This is a genomic window from Nonomuraea sp. NPDC049028, from assembly GCF_043197735.1.
Lineage (GTDB): Bacteria > Actinomycetota > Actinomycetes > Streptosporangiales > Streptosporangiaceae > Nonomuraea.
In genome coordinates this window covers 166,566-187,257 of record NZ_JBICTR010000018.1, presented here as the reverse complement: position 1 = coordinate 187,257, position 20,692 = coordinate 166,566, and the positions used below count along the sequence as shown (strand labels likewise).

The window sequence follows — 20,692 nt, the reverse complement described above, 5'->3', positions numbered from 1 at the left end:
CAGATCGCCGTCAACGCCGGCCTCGAGGGCGGCGTCGTGGTGGAGAAGGTCCGCAACCTGACCCCGGGTGAGGGCCTCAACGCCGCTACGGGCGAGTACGTCAACATGTTCGAGGCGGGCATCATCGACCCGGCCAAGGTGACGCGCTCGGCGCTGCAGAACGCCGCTTCCATCGCGGCGCTCTTCCTCACCACCGAGGCGGTCATCGCCGAGAAGCCCGAGAAGACCCCTGCCGCCCCCGCTGGCATGCCCGGCGGCGGAGACATGGACTTCTAGGTCTCCTCACCAGAGACTTCCAGGTCTCTTCTCACCAGACCGGCTCGGACGCACGTTGTCCGGGCCGGTCTGTTGTTGTGCGAAGAGCCGTACATATGATCATTTAAGGGGCTTGACCCAGCGAGACCACGTGGGCTGGCGTGCGTAGCCGGCGGCGGACCACGCCCCATGGGCGGAGACGTTGTCGTCCAGCACCATGGCGTCGGCGCGGAAGGCGCCGAAGGTGGCGAAGCGGGACTCGGCCGCGGCCAGGAGCGTGGTGGCGATGCCCTTACGGCGGTGGGACGGGTGGACGGCGAGGCGATAGAGGTGCGCGCGCCAGCCGTCCCAGCCCGCGATGAGCGTGCCCACCAGCTCCCCGTCGAGCTCGGCGAGGAGCAGGGCCTCCGGGTCGCGCTCGATCAGCGCCACCACCTTGTCGGGCGAGTCGCGCCGGTCGGTGCCCTCGGCGGCCAGGAGCCAGAAGTCGAGCACGGCGGGCACGTCGCCGAGCCCGCCGTGTCGTGTCTTCACCCCCGAAGCGGCTCCTGAATCGGCCGCCATCAGACGCCGAAGTGGGCGACGATGTGGCCGCGCGCGAGCGTGTTGGCGGTGATGTTGAAGCCGACCACCGCCGGGCTGGCGTCACTGTCGACGCCCAGCTCCGCAACACCCAGCGCGTGCACCGTGAAGACGTAGCGGTGCGGGTCGCCGGGCGGGGGAGCGGCGCCGCCGTAGTCCTTGCTGTTGTAGTCGTTGCGCGCGTGCGTGGCCCCCGCGGGCAGGCCCTTGAACTCAGGTGCGGTGCCGGCGCCCGTGGGCAGCTCGGAGACGGAGGCCGGGAGGTCGAAGAGCACCCAGTGCCAGAACCCGCTGCCCGTGGGCGCGTCGGGGTCGTAGCAGGTCACGGCGTAGCTCTGCGTCTCGGCCGGGGCGCCGGACCACTGGAGGTGGGGTGACAGGTTCTGGCCGGTCATGCCCCAGTCGTTGAAGACGTGCAGGTCCCCCAGCCTCTCCCCGTCCGCGATGTCGTCGCTCTGGACTGTGAGTGCGGGGACCGACGGCAGGTGTTCGTGTGGCAGCGGTGCGGGCACGGCGTCCTCCTTGGTAGAGATCCTCCACTACTCCAGCCATCCTAGGAGTGCGCCGGTTTCGGGAGACGACGTGCCCGCTCGCGGGTCCTTCAGGTGGTCAGGCGGACAGCTGGGCGGGCAGTGCCTTTCCGTGCAGGACGGTGAGCGAGGTGACCGCACGGGTGAGCACCACGTACAGCCTGGCCAGGCCGCGGGGCTCGGCCGCCACGATGTCGGCCGGCTCGACGACGATCACGTGGTCGTACTCCAGGCCCTTGGCCAGCGTCGCCGGGACGATCAGCAGCCGGTGCTCTTCGGTCGTGTCGGGGTCGAGCACGGCGTGGGCCAGCCCGTCGAGCTGCCCTGACACCTCCGCCACCAGGGCGTCGGGCACGATCACGCCGATCGAGCCCTCCCGGGCCATGGCCTCGCGCGCGGCGTCGGCGACCGCGCCGCCGGGGCGTACGCTCAGCGAGCCCACGCCGGGACGCAGCGACCGCGGCGGGGCCAGCGCCGGGGCGATCGACGGCAGCAGGCGGGCGGCGTAGTCGAGCACCTCGCGCGGCACGCGGAAGCCCAGCGTCAGCTCGGTGACCTCGCCCTCGTCCTGGCCCAGGTGCTTGAGGACGGTCTCCCACGAGCTGGTGGACCACGGCGTGGTGCCCTGGGCGAGGTCTCCGAGTACGGTCGCCGAGCCGTTGCGGCAACGCCGGCCGAGCGCGCGCAGCTGCATCTCCGACAGGTCCTGCGCCTCGTCGACGACCAGGTGGCCGAGCGAGGGCGTGCGTTCGATCAGGTCGCCGAGCTCGTCGAGCAGCGCGGCGTCGGCCGCCGACCACTTGGCGGACTTCCAGCCTCGGTACGGTTTCTGCCATAGCAACATTCGCTGCTCGTCAGGCGACAAATCGGTTTTGGCGGCTTTTGCCAGGAACTCTGGGTCCGAGAGGAGCTTGAACAGGACCTGCTGCGGCACCAGTTTGGGCCAGACCGCGTCGACGAGCTGCTTGACCGGCTTGGACCTGGCCACGGCGTCCTGCACCCGGTCGTCGGGCGACTCCCCGCGCTGCTCCATGCGTACCAGCACCATGTGCGCGAGCCGCTGGGCCAGTGCCGCCCGGCCGGGCCCGTAGCGGGTGGTGCCGCGCAGCGAGGCGACGATCTCGCGTACCTCGTAGTCGGCCACCCGGAAGCGGTAGGCGCCCTTGCTGTAGACGACGCCCTCCTCCGGCTTCACGATGTGCAGCCACAGCGCCCGCTCCAGCACGGCGGCCATGCGGGCGTCGCCCTTCAGCGCCGACACCATCGGATCCTCCGGCGTTGCGTGCTCGCCGAGCAGGCCCGCCACCGTGGTCTGGTCGACCTTGACCTCGCCGAGCGCGGGGAGCACGGAGGAGATGTAGGACAGGAACGCGCGGTTGGGGCCGACGATCATGACGCCCGACCTGGCCAGCCGCTCGCGGTGGGTGAACAGCAGGTACGCGGCCCGGTGCAGGCCGACGGCGGTCTTCCCGGTGCCCGGCGCCCCCTGTACGCAGACGGTCTGGGTGAGCGTGGCGCGGACGATCTCGTCCTGGTCCGGCTGGATCGTGGCGACGATGTCCCGCATCGGGCCGGTGCGCGGGCGCTCGATCTCCTCAGTCAGGATCTTCGACGGCCCGATGTCGCCGCCCTCGCCGAGCGGCTCGTCCTCGAACGCGGTCAGCATGCCGCCGTGATAACCGAACCGGCGCCGCCGCGCGACGCTCATCGGATCGGCGGGGCTGGCCTGGTAGAACGCGCGGGACACCGGCGCGCGCCAGTCGATCACCAGCGGGCGGCTGCTGCCGTCGTGCACGTGGCGGCGGCCGACGTAGATCGTGGGGGGCAGGTCGTCGTCCGCCGAGCGGTCGAGGCGGCCGAAGAACAGCGGGGTGTCGGGGTGGTCGGCCAGCGCCGCCACCCGCTTGTCGAGCAGCGACTGCAGGATCTGCTGGGACACCCAGTCGCCGGCCGCGTCGGCCGACAGCGATTGGGCGTGCAGCCGCATGGCCTGGAGCGCGGCTCTCGACTCGGCCAGATGGGACTGCTCGGCCGCGAGTACGTCGGCGGGTATGTCGGGGGCCAGCTGGTGTGCGGGCATGCGAAAGTGCCTCCCTGGTCGAAGTAACGGAGGTGGTGTAGGTAGCGAATCGACCAGTTTAGTGGGGCGTCCGGCAGGCTTCCAAAGCATTTAGCCGGGGTAGAGAGGGACCGTGGCCCGCGTACGGTTTGTTCTCTCCCCGATCATCCCGACAGTGGCGAGTTTCCTGCTGGCGGCGCTGTGGGCATTGTCGGTGTTCGCGGGGTGGGGGCTGGAGGCGTTCTGCGCGGGGGGTGAGTCCGCGGCGGGCTGCTCGCAGCGGCTCGGCTCGGTCTCGACGCTGTCAGGGTTGTTCGCCGTGGTCGCCGCCTGCTGCACGGCCGGTGCCTGGCTGGTCCCTTCCGCAAGGAGCGACCCCCGCGTGTTCAGCCGGTTCATGGGCGTGGGTGTGGCCGCCTGGATCGCCGCCGAAGGGGTGCTCTTCCTGGGCGGCCTGCTCGCCAGATAACGACAACCTGCCAATAACCGAGAATTCGGGCATATCAGGTGCATTTGCCGGATCATGGGGGTATGTCGCTGGCTGATTGAGGGCGCACAGCGGCGTAGCACGCTGGTGAGGGGGGTGGTTCGATTGTCGACAGCCCGCGGAGTCTCGTGGACGTAACGACGTCGATGCCTGGCCGCTCGGAGGGTGAGCGGCCGGGCCTCGCCTCCTGGTGCTACACCCCGCCGTGCACGTCGTCGGCGTCGATGATCTGGTACGCGTAACCCTGCTCGGCCAGGAACCGCTGGCGGTGCGCCGCGAACTCCTGGTCGACCGTGTCCCTGCTGACCACCGTGTAGAAGCGGGCGCCGCCGCCGTCGGCCTTGGGCCGCAGCACCCGGCCGAGCCGCTGCGCCTCCTCCTGACGTGACCCGAACGTGCCGGACACCTGGATGGCCACGGCCGCCTCGGGCAGGTCGATGGAGAAGTTCGCCACCTTGGACACGACCAGGACCTGGATCTCCTTGTCGCGGAAGGCCTGGTAGAGCCGCTCGCGCTCCTTGACCCTGGTCTCGCCCTTGATCACCGGAGCGTTGAGGTGCTCGCCCAGCTCGTCCAGCTGGTCGATGTACTGGCCGATGACCAGCACCTGCTCGCCCAGGTGCCGGCGGACCAGCGCCTCGGTCACGTGGGTCTTGGACGGCGTGGTGGCGCAGAAGCGGTAGCGCTCCTCGGACTCGGCCATCGCGTACGCCAGCCGCTCCTCGTCCGTCAGCGTGACCCGGACCTCCACGCAGTCGGCGGGGGCGATCCAGCCCTGGTTCTCCATCTCCTTCCAGGGCGCGTCGTAGCGCTTGGGACCGATCAGCGAGAACACGTCGCCCTCGCGGCCGTCCTCGCGCACCAGCGTCGCGGTCAGCCCGACGCGCCTGCGGGCCTGCAGGTCGGCGGTCATCCGGAAGATCGGCGCGGGCAGCAGGTGCACCTCGTCGTAGACGACCAGGCCCCAGTCGCGCGCGTCGAACAGCTCCAGGTGGCTGTAGACGCCCTTCCGCCGGGTGGTCATCACCTGGTAGGTGGCGATGGTGACCGGGCGGATCTCCTTCTTGCTGCCGGAGTATTCGCCGATCTCGTCCTCGGTCAGCGTGGTGCGCTTGAGCAGCTCCTGCTTCCACTGGTGCGCGCTCACCGTGTTGGTGACCAGGATCAGCGTGGTGGCCTGGGCATGCGCCATCGCGGCCGCGCCGACGATGGTCTTGCCGGCGCCACAGGGCAGCACGACCACGCCGGAGCCGCCGTGCCAGAAGGCGTCGGCCGCGTCCTGCTGGTAGGGCCGCAGGCTCCAGCCGTCCTGCAACAGCTCGATCTTGTGGTGCTCGCCGTCGACGTAGCCCGCGAGGTCTTCAGCGGGCCAGCCCAGCTTGAGCAGCGCCTGCTTGACGTTGCCGCGGTCGCTCGGGTGCACGGCCACGGAGTCGTCGCTGAGCCGTTCGCCCAGCATGGGCTGGATCTTCTTGGACCGCAGCACCTCTTCGAGCACGGCCCGGTCGGTGGAGGTCAGGATCAGCCCGTTGGTCGGGTCCTTCTCCAGCTTGAGCCGGCCGTATCTGGCCATGGTCTCGGCGATGTCCACGAGCAGCGCGTGGGGCACCGGATAGCGGCTGAAACTGATCAGCGCGTCGATGACCTGCTCGGCGTCGTGCCCGGCCGCGCGCGCGTTCCACAGCGCCAGCGGGGTGACGCGGTAGGTGTGCACGTGTTCGGGGGCGCGCTCGAGCTCGGCGAACGGCGCGATGGCCTTGCGGCACTCGCCCGCGTTCTCATGATCGACTTCGAGGAGCAGCGTCTTGTCCGACTGGACGATGAGCGGGCCGTCGTTCACGGACATCCCTTCTACGGTTGACGCCTATCCAACACATCAGACGGCAAGAACAGTCCCCGAACAGGTAATCAGTCGTCGAGGTAGCCGTTGAGGCCGAGGAAGAGGAAGATGCCGAGGTTCAGCGCGAGGCCCACCCCGAACAGTGTCCAGCACCATACGAGCAGGCTCTTGGCACTGGCGGGCTGCGTGCTCGACCGGCCGAGCGCCATGCCCGCCAGAATGGCGCCAGGGATCGCGAAGATGTTGCAACAGCCGACGATCGAGAGCAGATTGAGCACCAGCGCGACGATGGCGGTGGCCTTCGGCCCCTCGGACGGCCGAGGTGGCGGGGGATAGCCGTAGCCATAACCGTGCTGTGGCGGCGGCTGCTGGCCGTAGGGTGCGCCGTAGGGCTGGTACGGATATTCGCCCGATGGGCCTTCTTGGCTCATGCCACCTCCTGACAGGTCAACATTTATCACGGAATGGCCACGCGCCCTGCCGGGTCTGCTGTCTCGCCATAGATCTGGACCCTCTCACACGTCTTTAGAGATCGAGACCCAGAGCAGGGAGGCGAGTTGCACCCGGACGACCTACGAGTCTTCACGGCGTTCGTCACGACGCGATCGGACAGCCTCATGCGCCTGGCGTACGTGCTCACCGGCGACCAGCACACCGCGGAGGATCTACTCCAGAGCGCGCTGGCCAGAACCGCGGACCGATGGCGGAGCATCAGGGGCGATCCGGAGGCGTACGTCCGCCGGGTCATGTACCACGAGCAGGTCGGCCGGTGGCGTAGCCCGCGCTGGGGGCGCGAGCGCGTGGTCGAGACGCTGCCCGAGCGGATCGCGGGCGACGGCACCGCGCGGGTCGACGACCGGCTCACGCTCGAACAGGCCCTGCGCCGGCTGCCCGCCAAGAAGCGGGCCGTGCTGGTCCTGCGCTACTTCGAGGATCTGCCGGAGTCCGACGTCGCCAGGATCATGGGGTGCTCGATCGGCACCGTACGCAGCCAGACCCACCAGGCCGTGAAGCGGCTGCGCGAACTGGTGGGCGAGACAGTCCGTCTGGAGGCCTGAGATGACAGTCGACGAACGCGCGGTCACCGAGGCCCTGAGCAGGCTGGCCGACCGGGCACGGCCCGTGGATCCCGAGCTGCTTCTGTCACGTGCCCTACGGAGGCGGGCACGGCTGAAGTGGCCGAGATGGGGGCTGGCCCTGGCGGCGGCGGCCTGTGTGGTGGCCATCGGGGTGGTGGCGCTGCAAGCGCGCGAAAAGCTGGCGATCTCCCCCGCGAGCCCACCGACGGCGAGCACACAACCCACGGCCGACATGGTGCCCACGGCGAGTTCGACGCGGTCCACGACGGACCCGCCCGCCACCGCGTACGTCCGGGACATCCCCGGCCTGCCACGGAACACGATCGCGCAGTTCGCGACCGTGGAGGACTGCATGCCCAAGGGCAGCCCGGTGCACAACATGGACGGCGACCGGCGGCTGCCCAAGTACGGGACCGTCAAGGATTACCGCTGGCTCGTGGAGGCAAAGGACAAACTGGGCGTGACGCGGCTGGTCGGCAGCCGCAAGGGATTCGTGCTGTGCACGCCGGCCATCCGGCTGGTCAGCTACCCGACGGACCCGATCTTCTCCTACTGGGGTGCCGACCCGCCCGGCAAGCTGGCCCTGCGCGGGGCGCTCAGCGTCGACGCCTACAGCATCCAGATGCAGTCGGAGATCAACCCGGGCCTGGACCGCGACCCGTCCTTCCTGGTGGTGGCCGGCCGGGTCGCTCCGGCGGTGACCCGGGTGGAGGTCAAGTGGCCGGATGGGCGGAAGATGACGGCCAACGTACGGAACGGCTTCTACATCGGCCGATCGCGGGTGTACGCCGACAAGAAGGGTTCCATCCGCCCGACCGCGCTGAGCAAGGTGACCGCCTATGACTCCGGCGGGCAGGCGCTGGGCGAGCTCAAGAACATCAGGTGGGGCCCCCTGGGAGCCATCGACGAGGACGACTAGCCGAGCCTCGACCGCAGCGCCTTGCGGTCGAGCTTGAGCACGCTCGTGACCGGGATCGAGTCGACGAACCGCACTTCGCGGGGATACTTCACCCGGCCGACCCGGTCACGAGCCCAGGTCATCAGCTCCTCGGCGGTGGCCGTGCCGCCCGGCTTGAGCTGGACGAAGGCCACGACCTCCTCGCCGACCCGCGGGTCCGGACGGCCCACGACGCCGGACATCACCACGTCGGGGTGCTCGTTGAGCGCGTCCTCGACGTCGCGCGGGAAGACGTTGAACCCGCCACGGATGATGAGGTCCTTCTTCCGGTCGACGATGTACAGATAGCCGTCGTCGTCCACGCAGCCGATGTCGCCGGTACGCAGCTCACCTTCGACCAGCGCGGTGCCCGTGGGGTCCGCGGGGTGCTCGCCCCAGTAGCCGAGCATCAGCGAGTCGCCGCTGACGCAGATCTCCCCGACGTCGCCCGGCTCGGCCTGGTCGCCGGAGGAGTCGCGGATCGTGATCGTGTAGCCGGCCAGTGGCAGGCCCACGCTGCCGATCCGGCGCCGCCCCGGCGGGTTGAACGTGGTCACGGCGCTGGTCTCGGTCATCCCGTAGCCCTCGAGGACCTGCACACCGGGCATCCGGCGCTCGAACTCCTCCAGCGTCTCCCGGCCGAGCGGCGCCGCGCCACAGGTGAGGAAGGCCAGGTCGGGCAGGGGGTGGGCCTCCAGCGGCTCGGCCAGGAGCATCTGGAGCATGGCGGGCACGACCGTTCCGTACTGGGCGCGCTGCGCGGCGGCCAGCTCAAGGAAGGCCTTCGGGTCGAACCAGCGCATCAGCACCGCCTGCTGCGGCTCCGTGGCGTGCATCCCGGCGACCGTGATGATCAGCCCGTACGAGTGGGAGAGGGGCACCGGCACTATTGCGCGATTTTTCCCCTCTTGGTGGGACATTTCGTAGGCGTCCTTGGCCACCTGCCAGAGCCCGCGATGGCTCAGCATGACGCCCTTGGCCATGCCGGTCGTGCCTCCGGTGTACATGAGAGCCGCCAGATCGGTGGCGTCCCGCCCGACAGGTCCCCGCTCGGTCGCCCGCTCCAGCTCCCCCGTGTCTACAAATATCGGGATCTTGGGCTCGGCGGCCTGGACCGTCTCCACCAGCTCGGGCGAGGTGATGAGGGCGGCGGCGCCGCTGTCGTCCAGGATGTGCCGCAACTCCGCCGGTCCCACCAGGAACACCACGGGCGTCACCACCGCACCGGCCGCCCAGATCGCCTCGTAGATCAGACCGACCTCGGGTGAGTTCGCCATCATCACCACGACCCGGTCGCCGGGGCGTACCCCCGCCTCGACCAGCCCGCCGCAGACCTTGCGGGCCCGCTCGGCCAGCGCGTGGGCGCGGTACCAGACCCCCTCGTAGTGGACCGCGTCGAAGTCGTCGAACCTGCTCCAAGACTCCTCGGCCAACCGGCCCAACGTCAGCTCGCTCACGGTCCCAACCTCGCCTGATCATCGCCGGGCGTCAAGACAGGTCGGAGACCCCGGTGATGCGATGGAGCGCGAAGCGGTGGACGGCCGCCCTGGTCTCGTCGTACGCCGTGAGGTAACCGCCCTCCATCCGCGCCGGCTCCAGGATGCGCGAGGTGGCGTTGCCCTGGGAGTCGAGGTAGCCGATCCACACGCGTACGCCCTGCCTGATGGCCTCCTGCAGCGCGGAGATCGTGGCGGTCGCCGGGCCGCGCGGGATCTGGCCGCTGGGGGCGTCGGCGGGCTCGCGCCGCGTCAGATGGGCCGCGTCGCCCGCCCGCAGCGCGCGTACGGCGGCGGCCGTGACCTCGGGGTCGAGGCCGTTGGGCGAGGGTACGGACCGGGCCGGCGGCAGGCCCTCGGTGCGCCTCCTGTCGAGCTCGGAGATGATCACGTCGCCGTCGAGCGACTCGGCCACCGGGGCGTACCCCATCGCACGCAGCGCGTCGACCAGCGCGGCCCGCGAGGAGCGGGAGGCGATGACCGTGGGAGCCAGCCGGCGCAGGCGCAGCGCGGCGGCGCGCCGGTCGGCCGTGATCTGGTCGAGCAGGGCCGGGTCGTCGCAGCGGATGTAGGCACTGGCGGTACCGACCCTGATGCGCCCGTGCCGGCGGGCCACGTCGGCGATCAGGTAGGACAGCGCCTGCGGGACCGGCGTCGCCGAATGGCGCTCCAGCATGGCCAGGAGCTCCTCGGCCCCCTGGCCCGCGTCGAGCGCGCGGCGGACCGAGCCCTCGCCGAACCGGTAGACGGTCGCGCCCCCCTTGGACTCGATGTCGGCGGCCAGCGTCATCCAGCGGTTCAGCTCGCTGGTGAGCGGTCCTGGCGCGACGGCGGTCAGGTCCGCTTGGAGCAGCACATGATCGACCGGCTCGGGCAGCAGCGGGGCCAGCACCGAGGCGGTGTCCTCGCCGGTCAGCAGCGCCCGGCCGTGTCCCGACAGCACGCCGAGCCCGGTGACGCCGACCTGCTCGGCCTCCCGCAGCGCGAACTCCGTCAGCTGCTCACGCAGCGGCCCCCGGCGGCGCGGCTGCTCCCACGCCAGCCGGTCGAACACGGACTCGCGCGTCGGCGCCAGGCCGGGCGCCGACGCGAGCACGCCCAGCGCCGCCGACCGCACACCCGGCGCGGACGAGCGGCGCAGCTCGGTGTGCAGCGCGTTGAGTGGCCGGTCCCGGTCGTCACGCTCGCCGACCAGGCCGGGGACGCGATCGGTGTGCAGCCAGGTGACCGCCAGCGCGGCCCACCGGTCGGCGGTCGGCCGGACCCGCCACAGGTCATAGCCGGTGGTGGGCAGCCACTCGCCGTCGACGTTGCCGCCCGCCGCGATCAGCCCGGCCGCGTGCGCGACCTCCACGGTCAGCGCGGCGGCCCACTCGGGCACGTCCAGCTCGGTCGCGGTGCGCTTCAGATCCCGTACGCCCAGCCCGCCGGTACGCAGCACACCCGGTGGTTCGGCGCTCCACCGCTCGCACAGCTCCTCGACCGTCCGCACGAACGTGAACGCCTGCCCCGCCGCCGTCCGGTCGGCCAGCTTCTGGTCCCGCGCGGCACCCTCCAGAGCGGGGGGTACGGCGTACAGATCCCGGTGTACGAGGCCATTACGCAGATAGAGGCCCACCTCCCGAGGCAGGGCCACGGTCTCCTCACCCGTCGCCGCCAGCAGGCCGCGGGCGAGCAGCTGATCGATGGGCGAGCGGGCGGAGGCGACCCGCACCTCACGTCTGGCGTTGGGCACCCGGCCCGTCGCAGGCCCCCAGGTCAGCTGGTCGAGCGCGGCCCTGGCCTCGGGCGAGACCTCCTCGATCAGCTTTCCGGGCCGGGCCAGGGCGGCGGCCAGGCGTTCCTTGCCCGAGCCCGTGGTGCCCGGCGCGATGTCGTCGGCCATCTCGGCCAGCTGCTCGGGCGCGTGGTGCCGGAACGCCTCCACCGCCGGGGGACCGAGCCCCGCCGGGTCGTCGAGCACCTTCCGCACGCCGGGGGCCAGGGCGAGGGCGCTGTCGGGGCCGTAGACGAGGGCCAGGTCGCGCAGGTGGTCGATCGCCGCCGACAGCGCGGGCTCCGGCTTGCCCGCCGCCAGCGCCCCGCCGACGAGCGTGCGCAGGGCCGCCTTCGTGCTGGGCTCCGGTCGTACGGCCAGCGTTTCGAGGACGGCGAGCGTGAAGCGGTCGAGCCGGTCGAGCGCGCGGCCGATCGCCGAAGGGCTGCCCGCGCGTACGGCGAGGCCTTCCAGATGCGCGGGCACCGGAGTGATCAGCTCGGGGCGCGCCGAGACGAGCGCCCGCAGCTGTTCGTCGGTGCGCCCCCTGATCCACTCCGTGAACTCCATCGTTGCCATGGTATGTCCACCCTGATTGGGGCAGCATGGCTCACGTGATTGAGCGAGCGGACCAGCTCATACTCAACTACGTCAGCGCGGCCGCCGACGCGGCTCATGGCGTGCTCAGATCCGACCAGCGGCTCGACTTCGCCAAGCGGCTGCGGGCCAGGATCGAGGTCGAACGGCAGGGCAGCCAGAACCCACGCCAGGTGGTCAAGGTGCTCGCCCGGTTCGGCGACCCGGTGGCGCTGGTCGAACGCGAGGCCCGCAGGCTGGCCGAGGCGGGGCCGGACGGCGCGCCCGGTGCCCCGGCCGGACCCCGGCCCGGAACGGCGCCCACGACCGCGCCCGGGGCCGCACGGGGAACCGTGACGCCGGGTGCCGTGGCCAAGGCGGAACGGGTCGCGGGGGCGGGCGGGGCGACGCCGTTCTTCCCCAAGATCGTCGACGACGTGGCGCCTACGGGAGCCCAGCTGGGCCGGCGCCTCGCGGAGGACCATCTGGCCCCGCGGCCCCTGCGCGGGTTGCCGTTCGCGCGGCTGCGGCAGGCGGCCATGTCCAGTGCGAACCCGATGGCCACCCGTGGACGGGACGCCGGCACCATCGTCAAGGAGTACCCGCGCGAGACCGCGGCGATGGTGGTCCTGGTGCTGGCCGCGCTGCTCGTCCCGGTCGGCCTGCCGGCCGTCGCGATCTTCCGGGTGCCGGTGCTGGTGTGGGCGTTGGGGGCGCTGCTGGTGGCGTTCTCGGAGGGCTGGGTGCTGCGTGACCGGCTGATCGGGATCGGTGCGCCCCTGGTCGGCTACACGCTGGGTGGCGCGCTCGTCGGTGGTCTGCGGGTGGGCGCGGAGCCGGGGGTGCAGGCGTTCGTGGTGCAGTTCTTCGACGTCAGCGGTGTGATGTTCATGATCGGCACGGCGCTGGGCGTGGTCTGGCTGGCTTACCGGCTGGTGGAGGTCAACTGACGGGGGCGGGGCTCGGTAGGAGGCCCACGGCCAGGCGTACCCAGGCGGTGACGAACTGGTCCTTCTCCGCGTGTCCCGGCGACTCGCCGACCGTCTCCTGGAACAGCCGGTAGTGCACCACGGAGCCGCCGAGCACCGCCGCGATGCCGTTCCAGTCGACCTTGGCGTCCTCGTATTCGGGCTGGGCGCGGAACCAGGTCGTGATGGCGTCGAACATGGGCTGCAGCAGCCCTTCGCGCACCACCGCCACCAGTTCGGGGAACTGGCTCAGGTCCCGGAAGAACACCCGGGTCAGCTCCGACTCCTCGCGTACCTTGGCCAGCCCGGCGCGGCACAGGTGCGACAGCCGCATCTCCAGGTCGGCCGAGGTCTCCATGTCGCCCAGCTGGGCCAGGCTCTCGGCCACCTGCGTACGGGTACGCGCGGCATGTTCGTTGATCGCCGCGGCGAGCACCTCATACTTCGACTTGAAGTGCCGATAGAGCCCTCCGGCGCCCGGGGAGAGCCCTGAGGCGGCCTCGATCTCGGCCACCGAAGTGGCGGAGTAGCCCCGCTCCGCGAAGAGCCGCAGGGCCTCGTCGATGATCCGCTCACGCGTCGATCTGGTCATTCTGTCCTGATACCTCCGTGATGGAGCGTAGCCGTCACGGCGCGGCGCGCCGGATCAACCCCGCGACGACCGAGCCGACGATCAGCCAGACCAGCGCCGCGAGCCCGTAGTTGACCAGCGTCGTCCACCGTACGTCGGCGAGCTGGAACAGGTTGGCCAGGCCCACCGACAGCGGCGAGGCGAGCGATTCGACGAACTGGTACCAAATGTTGGCCGGGTTGGCCCGGAACACCGTGAAGATCGCGTACAGCACCAGGATCAGCGCGGCCAGCCGGGACGCCAGCCGGACGGCCGCGGCCAGGAACGCCACCACGCTCCGCCACACCCTGACCGGTCCGGTCACCGGCTGGGGCAGCGCGGGTCGGTGCGGCCGGGGCGAGATGTTCCGGGTGGGCTGTTCGGGCGGGCTGGGCCGGTTGGCGGCGGCGACCAGCCGGTCTCCCGCTTCCGGCGGTTTGGGGGGCTCGGTCACGGCCACTCCTCCCGATAAGTAATTCCTTTCTTCCCACTCTCACGGTCCCACAACAAGGGCCGTTACCCGTAATGCGGACGCGTTTGGCATCCTTCACCTTGTGCGGACATCGGTGGGTTTCGACCTGGACATGACATTGGCGGACACGCGGTCGGGGATCGCGGCCGTCTACGACGAGCTTTCGGCGCGCCTCGGCGTGGTCATCGACAGCAAGGCGATCATCACCAGGCTCGGCCCGCCGCTCGAACAGGAGTTGGCGAACTGGCTGCCGCTGGAGGCGATCCCGGAAGCCGTGATCCTGTTCAGGGAGATCTATCCGGAGCTGGGTGTGCCCGTGCACACGGCCATGGCCGGAGCGATGGAGGCCGTCGAGGCCGTACGCGCGCAAGGGGGCAGGATCATCGTCGTGACCGGCAAGAACCCGCGCGACGCGGCCAGCACCGTGAAGGCGCTCGGGCTCGCCGTGGACGAGGTGGTCGGGTCGGTCTTCGGGGCGGCCAAGGGTACGGCACTCGCGCGCTTCGGCGCCGGAGCCTATGTTGGTGACCATGTGGCGGACATCGAGGCCGCGCGGGCCGGGGGAGCCGTCAGCGTGACGGTCGCGACCGGCCCTTACACGCTGGACGAACTACGTGATCACGGAGCCGATGTGGCGCTTGGCGACCTGACGGAATTCGCCGACTGGTTCGCCGGATGGCGTTCGAGTGGGCAACTCCGGTAAATGCCGGGAATTTTCCTGGTCGCCCCGGAGCCTCGCGGGGCATAACCTACATCCATTCGCCTTTTACGACTGTTTGAACGAGGTTCCTCCTGTGCCGAGTGGCAAGGTCAAGTGGTACGACGCCGACAAGGGTTTCGGCTTCCTCACCCGCGACGACGGTGGTGAGGTCTTCGTGCATTCCTCCGCGCTACCCACAGGTGCCGGCCCGCTCAAGCCCGGCCAGAAGGTCGAGTTCGGCGTGGCCGAGGGACGACGCGGCCAGCAGGCCCTGTCGGTGCGGATCCTCGAGCAGCCGCCGACGCTGGCCAAGACGAAGCCCAAGGCCAAGCGTAAGAAGCCGGACGAACTCGTCGTCATCGTGGAGGACCTGATCAAGCTCCTCGACGACGTCTCGACCTCCTACCAGCGGGGCAAGCACCCTGACGCGGCGCACGCGAAGAAGATCGCGCAGGTGCTCAGAGCGGTGGCGGACGACCTCGACGCCTAGCCGTTGGGGTTCGTCAGCGGCTTGGTCGTGTCGAGAGTGGTGTCGACGCGCTGATCCTGCGCGACCTGGGGCCCGCGTGCCGTGGCGCGGATCCGCTTGCGGCGGCGCACGATCAGCCAGCCGAACGTGCCGGTCAGCGCCACGGCCAGCGTGATCAGCCCGGCCGCGCTGCTCTCGGCCAGCGACAGCAGCAGCCCGATCAGCCCGCCGAACACCCAGGCGAGCTGCAACACCGCCTCGACCACCCCGAACGTGGACGAGCGCACCTCCTCGCCGATCTCCCGCTGCACGATCGCGTCGAGGGCGAGCTTGCCGAGCTCCTGCGCGAACGCGGTGACGAGCGAGATCGCGACCGCGGTCCAGAGGCCGAAGAACACCGCCGTGGCGATCGTGGTCGCGCCGGTCACGGCCAGCGTCAACAGGGTGATGAGGTGCGGCGAGTGGTTGCGGGTCCAGTTCGCGACCACCGCGCCGACCAGGCCGCCCAGCCCGGCCGCGGCCGCGAGCAGCGCGATCGTCTTCGGGATGTCGAAGAACGGGTCGGGTGCGGCCAGCCACGGCACGCCCTTGTCCTGCACCAGGAACAGCATGAAGAACAGCAGGAAGCCGGAGAACAGGCGGATGGCCACGTTCGCCCAGACCGCCTCGGCCACCGTCGGGCCCACGTTCAGGAGGGTCCGCCAGCGGAGCGGCCTGCCCTCCTCCTCTTCCAGCTCGGGCGAGTCGACGTGGCGCGGCAGCCGTACGGCGAGGACACCGATCAGGAGGAAGGCGACCATCGCCGTACGCAGCACCGCGGCGCTGCCCAGCCACGCGGTCAGCCCCGCGGCGACCGGCACCATCACGCCCGCCGAGATCAGCGAGAACAGCGCCACCCTGGCGTTGGCCGAGACCAGCGTGATGTCGGCGGGCAGCACGCTCGGCATGATCGCCGCGCGTGACACGTTGTACGCCTTGGACAGCACCAGTACGCCCAACGCCCCGACGAACAACGTCGGCAGATCGCCGGGCCCCACGGCGGCGGCCATCGCGAAGCACAGCAGGCCGCGGCCGAACAGCGTGCCCGCCATGACATAGCGGCGGCCCGACCTGAACCGGTCGAGGATCGGCCCCACGAACGGCGCCAGCAGGGCGAACGGCAGCATCGTGATGACCAGGTAGAGCGCCACGGGCCCACGGGCCTCGCCGACGGGCACACCGAAGAAGACGGTGCTCGCCAGCGCGACCGTGACCAGCGCGTCGCCGCCGCTGTGACCGGCGGTGAGCTCGATCAGGCGGCCCAGCCCGGTGCGGTCGGCGCCGTTGGCGTGGGTGAGACGGCGGGTCGCCTTCCCGACCTTCTGCGCGCCCCTGCCGACCTTCTGCGCCCCTCTGGCCGTGGCCTTGCCCGCCCGCGCCGTGCCGCCCGCGGTCGCCTTCCCCGCCCGCAGGGTGGCCCGGCCCGCGCGCGCGGTGGCGCGGCCCGCGCCGGCGACGCCTCGCCCCACGCGCCGCGTGACCTCACGAGCCGTGTCCCAGCCTCCTTGCACGCTTACCAGTCTTACCCGATCCCCGCTCACAAACGGCGACGGATCGCCCGGGGATGGGCCCAACACTGTGTCGCCAGTTGATCGGGGAGGGGCGGTGTGGGCCTCTTAAGGTCCGGTGCCAGTGGGTCCGGTGTGGGCGGTGTGGGCTCCTTCAGGTCCGGTGCGCGTTCTCCCCGATCGTCGGCCGCCCACGGCGGTGGGTTTGTTCGGGGTCGGGTCTGTTGGTGTGTCGTGAGGGGTCCGGGATTGGGGGTGTGGCACGTCTTCAGGTTCGGTGCCAGTGGGTCCGGGATGGGCGGTGTGGGCACCTTCAGGTCCGGTCATGGGTGAGAATGAAAGTGTGAGCGAACAGCACCTTGCGGCGGAGGCGGACAGATGACCCGCACCCGGACCCGCGTCTCCCCGCCCGACCAGGCGTGCGTCGCCGCGGTGGACTTGGCGCGCGCCGCCGCGGAGGAGCTCGCGCGGCCGGGCGAGCCGGGTGAGCACCTCGGTTACGAGGGCGAGGGCGACCGCATCGTCACCCATTACTTCGCCTGTCTCGACCGGGCCTACCGCGGCTGGCGCTGGGCCGTCACCGTGACCCGCGCCTCACGGGCCAAGAACGTCACGGTGAGCGAAGCCGTCCTGCTGCCCGGCTCGGGGGCGTTGCTCGCGCCCGAGTGGCTGCCCTGGAGCGAGCGTCTGCGCCCCGGCGATCTGGGCGTCGGTGACCTGTTGCCGACCTCGGAGGACGACGACCGGCTGGAGCCAGGTTTCGTCAAGACCGACGACGAGACCGACCATCAGACGATTTTCGAGTACGGCCTGGGCCGGGCCCGTGTGCTCTCGGCCATCGGCAAGGACCGCGCTGCCAGACGCTGGCACTCGGGCGAGCACGGGCCGCATACGCCGATCGCACACGCCGCTCCCGCGCAGTGCTCCACCTGTGGTTTCTACTGGCCACTCGCGGGTGGGCTCCGGCAGGTGTTCGGGGTCTGCGCCAATGAGTACGCCCCCGACGACGGCAAGGTGGTCGCCGCCGACCACGGCTGCGGGGCTCACTCGGAGGCCGCGGTCATGCCGCCGTCCGCCGAGCAGGCCATGCCCATCCTCGACGACATGGGCTTCGACCTGATGGAAGAGGAGGCCGGATCCGTCGACGGCACGGCCACCGAGGAGCTCGGCCACTCCTGACCGCGAATGTCGGTGAGGGCCGCTAGCCTACGGTGGCCCCCCTCGGCGGACCCCGGACATGTGCCGGAGCCCGCCCCACCAGCGACCAGGATCGTGACAGATGACCGACACCTTTGGCACCGACCGGACGCGGGCCGCAGTGCTCGCCGCGTGGACGGCCTCGACCGCCCGATTCCGCGAGGACGCCAACGCCGAGGAAGACTTCGCCCTCGGCGGCTACCGCGACCGGCTCATCGTGGAGCTCGCCCAGAACGCCGCCGACGCGGCGCTGCGCGCGGGCGTGCCAGGGGTGCTCCGGCTGACGTTGCGCGACGACGTCCTGACCGCCGCCAACACCGGCGCCCCGCTCGACGCGACCGGCGTCGAGGGTCTGTCGACGCTGCGTGTCTCCGGCAAGCGGGACGAAGCGGGTGCCGCCGGCCGGTTCGGCGTCGGGTTCGCCGCGGTCGTGTCTGTCTGTGATGAGCCGTCGATCGGCTCGCGCGAGACGGGCGCCGCCCGCTGGTCGCGCGCTGAGACGGCCGCCGTGGTGGCCTCGGTGCCGGAGCTCGCCGCCGAGCTCGGCTCGCGCGGCGGTCATGTCCCGCTGCTGCGCCTGCCGTTCGAGGCCGAGCCGCTTGACGTGCCGGAGGGTTTCGACACGCTCGTACGCCTGCCGCTGCGTGACGCCGCCTCGGTCGCGGCGGTCCGGCGCATGCTGGCCGAGACCAGCCCCGCGCTGCTGCTCGGCATGCCCGCGCTGACGAGCATCGAGATCGACCTCGACGGCTCGGAGCGCCGGGTGACGGCCGACGGGTGGCAGCTGGTGTCGGAGTCGGGTGAGTTCGCTCCCGACGAGGTGGCGGCCCTGTTCGCCGACCGGCCCACCGAAGAGCGTGCCCGCCCTTACTGGTCGCTGCGCTGGGCCGTGCGCGTCGCCGACACGGAGCCCGCCCCGCTGCCCGCCGGGGTGCCGCCGGTGGTGCACGCGCCGACGCCGAGCGACGAGCCGCTCGACCTGCCGGCCCTGCTCATCGCGTCGTTCCCGATGGCCACCGACCGGCGGCACGTGGCCAAGGGGCCGCTGACCGACTTCCTGGTCGAGCGGGCCGCCGACGCCTATGTCAGGCTGCTCGGCGAGCTGCCGCGTACCCCCAAGCTCCTCGACCTCGTCCCCGCCCTGATGGGCAAGGGCGAGCTCGACGCCCGCATCCGGCGGGCCATCTTGCAGCGCCTGCCAGCCACCCCGCTGCTCCCGGCCCTGTCCGCGCCCGCTCCGGCCGTGCAGACGCCGTCGTTCGCCGAGGCCGAGGTCTATGAGCCCGACGCCGAGTGGCAGGTCGAGCACCCGGCCAGGGAGCCGCACGAGGACGGCTGGCTCGTCGCCGGCCAGGAGGCGGCCGTGGTCGCCGGGTCGGGTGATCTGCTGGCGGCGATCGCCGACTTCGTCCCCGGCCTGCTGCCCGCCGGGTGGCCCGCCCGGCACCCGGCGATGGCCTCGCTCGGTGTGCGCCGGGTCGAGCTGGCCGAGGTCGTCGACCTGCTGTCCGGTGAGGCGGTCGAGGCGCGGGAGCCGTCGTGGTGGCGCTCGCTGTATGAGGTGCTGCCGGCCGATGACCCCGAGTCGCTGGGCGCGCTGCCGGTGCCGCTGGCCGACGGTCGGCTGGTCCGTGGCCCGCGCGGCACCCTCATCCTCGACCTGGGCGGCACCCGCCTGGCCTCGGCTCGGGACGGGCTCGACCTGACGCCTCTGGGGCTGCGGATCGTGCACCCGGACGCGGCGCACGCGGCGCTGCTGCGGCTCGGCGCCGCCGAGGCCACGCCACGGACGATCCTCGAAGACCCGATCACCAAGGCCGCCGTCGCCCAGTCCCTCGACAGCGCCGACTCCGAGCCCGTGGCAAAGGCCGTGCTCTCCCTGGTGGAGGCCGCCTCGCTGGTGCCGGGCGAGGCGCCGTGGCTGGCCGAGCTGGCGCTGCGCGGCAGCGATGGCGATCTTTACGCGGCGGGCGAGCTGATGCTGGCCGACGGCGCGCTGGCCGGCCTGCTGGAGCCTGACACGCACCTCGGGGTGGTCGCGCCGGAGCTGGTGGAGACCTACGGCTCCCGGGTGCTCGAAGCCGTGGGCGTGCTCGATGGGTTCGCCGTGGCGCACGACTCCGACGTGCTGCTCGACCATGACGACTGCGACCACGACCTCGACGGCGAGGACGACTGGCTCGACCACGTGCTCGACCTGCTGCCTGAGCTGGACCTGCCGCCCGTGGTGCCGGACTTCGCCGCGGTGCGTGACCTGGAGCTGGTCGCCGACTGGCCCGCCGCGCTGGCGTTGCTGACCAGACCGCCGCTGCGGGCCGCGCTGCATCCGCTGCGGGTAGAGGGCGTCGAGGTGCCGTCCTACACGGCGTGGTGGCTGGCCAACCACCCCGTGCTGGACGGGCGACGGCCACGGGAGCTGCGGCTGCCCGGTGCCGACCCGCTGCTCCAGGGCCTCTATGGTGACGCGCCCGGCGGGCTCGACCCGGTGGCGCTGGGGATGCTCGGCGTACGCACCACGCTGGCCGAGCTGCTGGCCGGCCACGGCGGTCCCGAAGAGCTGCTCGACCTGATGGCCGACGAGTCCATCGAGGTCGACCGGGCCCAGTTGCGGGCCCTGTGGATCGCGCTGGCGGCCGTCGAGCCGGCGCGGGTGGCCCCACCTTCGCGGGTGCGGGCCGTGCTCGGTGGCGACATCGTGGTGGCCGCGGCCGACGACGCCGTCGTGGTGGAGGCCCCCGACCTGCTCCAGCTCGTCACTGACCGGCCGCTGGTGCTGGCCCCCTACGATCTGGCCGAGTCGCTGTCCGAGCTGCTCGACCTGCCGCTGGCCGGCGAGCTGGCCCAGGGCGAGGTCACGTCCGGAGGCGAGACCCGCCCCGTGCCGCCAGAGGTGCGCTCCCTGCTCCCGACGGCTCCCGAGACCTACGTCGAGCACGAGAAGCTGCTGGTCGACGGCGTCGCCTGCACGTGGCGCTTCTTCGAGGGCTCCGTGCACTGCACCGGTCTCGACGGCCTGGCACGCGGCCTGGCCTGGGCGACCGGCCAGTGGAACGACCGGCTCGCGGTGGCCGCGCTGCTGCACGACCCCACGGCCGTGCCGCTCCTCCTGGCCGAAGCCGACCTGTCGTAGGT

Annotated in this window: 19 protein-coding genes; 9 read left to right on the top strand and 10 right to left on the bottom strand. The window is 71.4% G+C overall.

Annotated features, from left to right (window positions below; translation table 11 throughout):
* Positions 1-276 (top strand): TCP-1/cpn60 chaperonin family protein (locus ACGFJ2_RS52850; RefSeq protein WP_393481844.1); only part of this gene is annotated, 276 nt, incomplete at its 5' end.
* Positions 277-375: 99 nt separating this feature from the next.
* Here ACGFJ2_RS52850 and ACGFJ2_RS52845 read toward each other — a convergent pair.
* From ACGFJ2_RS52845 to ACGFJ2_RS52835, 3 genes are all read right to left on the bottom strand, one after another.
* Entirely contained in the window at positions 376-789 is a 414-nt protein-coding gene (locus ACGFJ2_RS52845) for a GNAT family N-acetyltransferase (protein ID WP_358182162.1), read from the bottom strand.
* Positions 790-818: 29 nt separating this feature from the next.
* Positions 819-1,349: a YbhB/YbcL family Raf kinase inhibitor-like protein gene (locus ACGFJ2_RS52840; protein ID WP_357957976.1), complete on the bottom strand. Its 531-nt coding sequence runs from the start codon at positions 1,347-1,349 to the stop codon at positions 819-821.
* 97 nt (positions 1,350-1,446) lie between these two features.
* Positions 1,447-3,447, bottom strand: coding sequence for an AAA family ATPase (locus ACGFJ2_RS52835; RefSeq protein ID WP_358182159.1), 2,001 nt, complete (start codon positions 3,445-3,447; stop codon positions 1,447-1,449).
* Between the two features lie 154 nt (positions 3,448-3,601).
* Here ACGFJ2_RS52835 and ACGFJ2_RS52830 point away from each other — a divergent pair, with 154 nt between their 5' ends.
* Positions 3,602-3,895 (top strand): hypothetical protein, encoded by a 294-nt coding sequence (locus tag ACGFJ2_RS52830; protein ID WP_357957973.1) that lies wholly within the window; start codon positions 3,602-3,604, stop codon positions 3,893-3,895.
* A 211-nt stretch (positions 3,896-4,106) separates the two neighbouring features.
* Here ACGFJ2_RS52830 and ACGFJ2_RS52825 read toward each other — a convergent pair whose 3' ends face one another.
* Both ACGFJ2_RS52825 and ACGFJ2_RS52820 read right to left on the bottom strand, forming a co-directional pair.
* Positions 4,107-5,759, bottom strand: a complete 1,653-nt coding sequence (locus ACGFJ2_RS52825; protein ID WP_357957971.1) for a DNA repair helicase XPB — start codon at positions 5,757-5,759, stop codon at positions 4,107-4,109.
* 62 nt (positions 5,760-5,821) lie between these two features.
* Positions 5,822-6,184 (bottom strand): hypothetical protein, encoded by a 363-nt coding sequence (locus ACGFJ2_RS52820; RefSeq protein ID WP_357957969.1) that lies wholly within the window; start codon positions 6,182-6,184, stop codon positions 5,822-5,824.
* A 126-nt stretch (positions 6,185-6,310) separates the two neighbouring features.
* On the opposite strand from ACGFJ2_RS52820, the gene ACGFJ2_RS52815 reads away from it, so the two are divergent.
* Positions 6,311-6,811, top strand: coding sequence for a SigE family RNA polymerase sigma factor (locus tag ACGFJ2_RS52815; RefSeq protein ID WP_393481838.1), 501 nt, complete (start codon positions 6,311-6,313; stop codon positions 6,809-6,811).
* 1 nt (position 6,812) lies between these two features.
* Entirely contained in the window at positions 6,813-7,751 is a 939-nt protein-coding gene (locus tag ACGFJ2_RS52810; protein WP_393481835.1) for a hypothetical protein, read from the top strand.
* Here the strand turns inward: ACGFJ2_RS52810 and ACGFJ2_RS52805 are convergent.
* Positions 7,748-9,226, bottom strand: a complete 1,479-nt coding sequence (locus tag ACGFJ2_RS52805) for an AMP-binding protein (RefSeq protein ID WP_393481833.1) — start codon at positions 9,224-9,226, stop codon at positions 7,748-7,750. The two genes, ACGFJ2_RS52810 and ACGFJ2_RS52805, sit on opposite strands and share 4 nt — an antisense overlap.
* Positions 9,227-9,257: 31 nt before the next feature.
* Complete coding sequence (locus ACGFJ2_RS52800) at positions 9,258-11,591, bottom strand: helicase-associated domain-containing protein (protein ID WP_393481831.1); 2,334 nt, start codon at positions 11,589-11,591, stop codon at positions 9,258-9,260.
* 44 nt (positions 11,592-11,635) lie between these two features.
* Between ACGFJ2_RS52800 and ACGFJ2_RS52795 the strand changes: the two genes are divergently transcribed.
* Complete coding sequence (locus tag ACGFJ2_RS52795) at positions 11,636-12,547, top strand: hypothetical protein (protein ID WP_393481828.1); 912 nt, start codon at positions 11,636-11,638, stop codon at positions 12,545-12,547.
* Here ACGFJ2_RS52795 and ACGFJ2_RS52790 read toward each other — a convergent pair.
* Both ACGFJ2_RS52790 and ACGFJ2_RS52785 read right to left on the bottom strand, forming a co-directional pair.
* Positions 12,540-13,157, bottom strand: a complete 618-nt coding sequence (locus ACGFJ2_RS52790) for a TetR/AcrR family transcriptional regulator (protein ID WP_225300763.1) — start codon at positions 13,155-13,157, stop codon at positions 12,540-12,542. The genes ACGFJ2_RS52795 and ACGFJ2_RS52790 overlap by 8 nt on opposite strands.
* Positions 13,158-13,191: 34 nt before the next feature.
* Positions 13,192-13,629 carry a hypothetical protein gene (locus tag ACGFJ2_RS52785; RefSeq protein WP_393481825.1) on the bottom strand — a complete coding sequence of 146 codons (438 nt, stop codon included), beginning with the start codon at positions 13,627-13,629 and terminating at the stop codon, positions 13,192-13,194.
* A gap of 100 nt (positions 13,630-13,729) precedes the next feature.
* Here ACGFJ2_RS52785 and ACGFJ2_RS52780 point away from each other — a divergent pair, with 100 nt between their 5' ends.
* Positions 13,730-14,350 carry an HAD hydrolase-like protein gene (locus ACGFJ2_RS52780; RefSeq protein WP_357957955.1) on the top strand — a complete coding sequence of 207 codons (621 nt, stop codon included), beginning with the start codon at positions 13,730-13,732 and terminating at the stop codon, positions 14,348-14,350.
* A 91-nt stretch (positions 14,351-14,441) separates the two neighbouring features.
* The gene (locus ACGFJ2_RS52775) at positions 14,442-14,837 is read left to right on the top strand and encodes a cold-shock protein (protein ID WP_357957953.1); all 396 of its coding nucleotides are present in this window, start codon (positions 14,442-14,444) and stop codon (positions 14,835-14,837) included.
* Here the strand turns inward: ACGFJ2_RS52775 and ACGFJ2_RS52770 are convergent.
* Positions 14,834-16,366, bottom strand: a complete 1,533-nt coding sequence (locus ACGFJ2_RS52770) for an MFS transporter (protein WP_393481821.1) — start codon at positions 16,364-16,366, stop codon at positions 14,834-14,836. The two genes, ACGFJ2_RS52775 and ACGFJ2_RS52770, sit on opposite strands and share 4 nt — an antisense overlap.
* A 375-nt stretch (positions 16,367-16,741) precedes the next feature.
* Here ACGFJ2_RS52770 and ACGFJ2_RS52765 point away from each other — a divergent pair, with 375 nt between their 5' ends.
* Together ACGFJ2_RS52765 and ACGFJ2_RS52760 are read left to right on the top strand one after the other, a co-directional pair.
* Entirely contained in the window at positions 16,742-17,542 is an 801-nt protein-coding gene (locus ACGFJ2_RS52765) for a DUF3027 domain-containing protein (RefSeq protein ID WP_357957949.1), read from the top strand.
* Positions 17,543-17,642: 100 nt separating this feature from the next.
* On the top strand, positions 17,643-20,690 hold the full coding sequence (locus tag ACGFJ2_RS52760) for a sacsin N-terminal ATP-binding-like domain-containing protein (RefSeq protein ID WP_393481818.1): 3,048 nt from the start codon (positions 17,643-17,645) through the stop codon (positions 20,688-20,690).
* Positions 20,691-20,692 lie beyond the last annotated feature (2 nt).